This is a genomic window from Oleiphilus sp. HI0123 (assembly GCF_001635315.1).
In genome coordinates this window covers 1-798 of record NZ_LWGE01000507.1, presented here as the reverse complement: position 1 = coordinate 798, position 798 = coordinate 1, and the positions used below count along the sequence as shown (strand labels likewise).

The following is a 798-nucleotide window of genomic DNA, read 5'->3' as shown; positions in this document are numbered from 1 at the left end:
TTGTAGCTCAGTACATAGCTACCAACAACTGCAGCATTGACCGTACCACTGACACCGATNTTTGAAGATACATCTCCNTCGACATTATCTAGCGCTGTCGCACCCGGGTCGGTGAAGATTGTATTCACCTCATGATCGATCGGGTTGTTTCCGATCAGTGTAATAACAGGGCCGCTCGCATCAGCAACATTAACTGTTCGTGTGACGGGGATTGCANCGTTGCCAGCCGCATCACTNACGTTATACACAAGNGTNTAGCTNCCAATTGTACCGGTATCAACAGNGCCACTCTGAATAATGCTTGCTGAAATATCGCCATCAATATTGTCCGACGCACTCGCACCCGCATCATTGTAGACACTACCTAGAGCGATATTAATGCTGCTGTCACCATTAAGTGTAATGACAGGGGCGGTAAAGTCGTTCACATTTACCGTGCGCGTTTGCTGTACGGCAGGGTTACCGTTGGAGTCACTGACATCATAGGTAATGACATAAGTACCAGCAACGCTAGAGTCGACCATTGTGCCGCCAACTATAATGCCTGCAGATAGGTCTCCGTCAAGTGCGTCATTCGCAGTCGCACCAGCATCGGTATAAGGGGTATTTAGCTCATGGTTAAGTGGGCTGCTACCTAGTAGAGTGATGCTAGGTGCGCCAGTATCTTGAACGTTAATTGTTCGGGTAACGGTAGTAGCAGAGTTGCCTGAGGAATCGTTCACGTTGTAGCTCAGTACATAACTGCCGATTACGGTTGCATTGACTGTACCGCTGACACCGATGTTTGCAGAAATATCG

At 48.4% G+C, this 798-nt stretch carries 1 protein-coding gene; it reads right to left on the bottom strand.

The window, feature by feature from the left end; genetic code table 11:
- Positions 1-798, bottom strand: a 798-nt coding sequence (locus A3761_RS04800) for a DUF5011 domain-containing protein (protein ID WP_156491602.1), incomplete at both ends; no start/stop codon positions are given.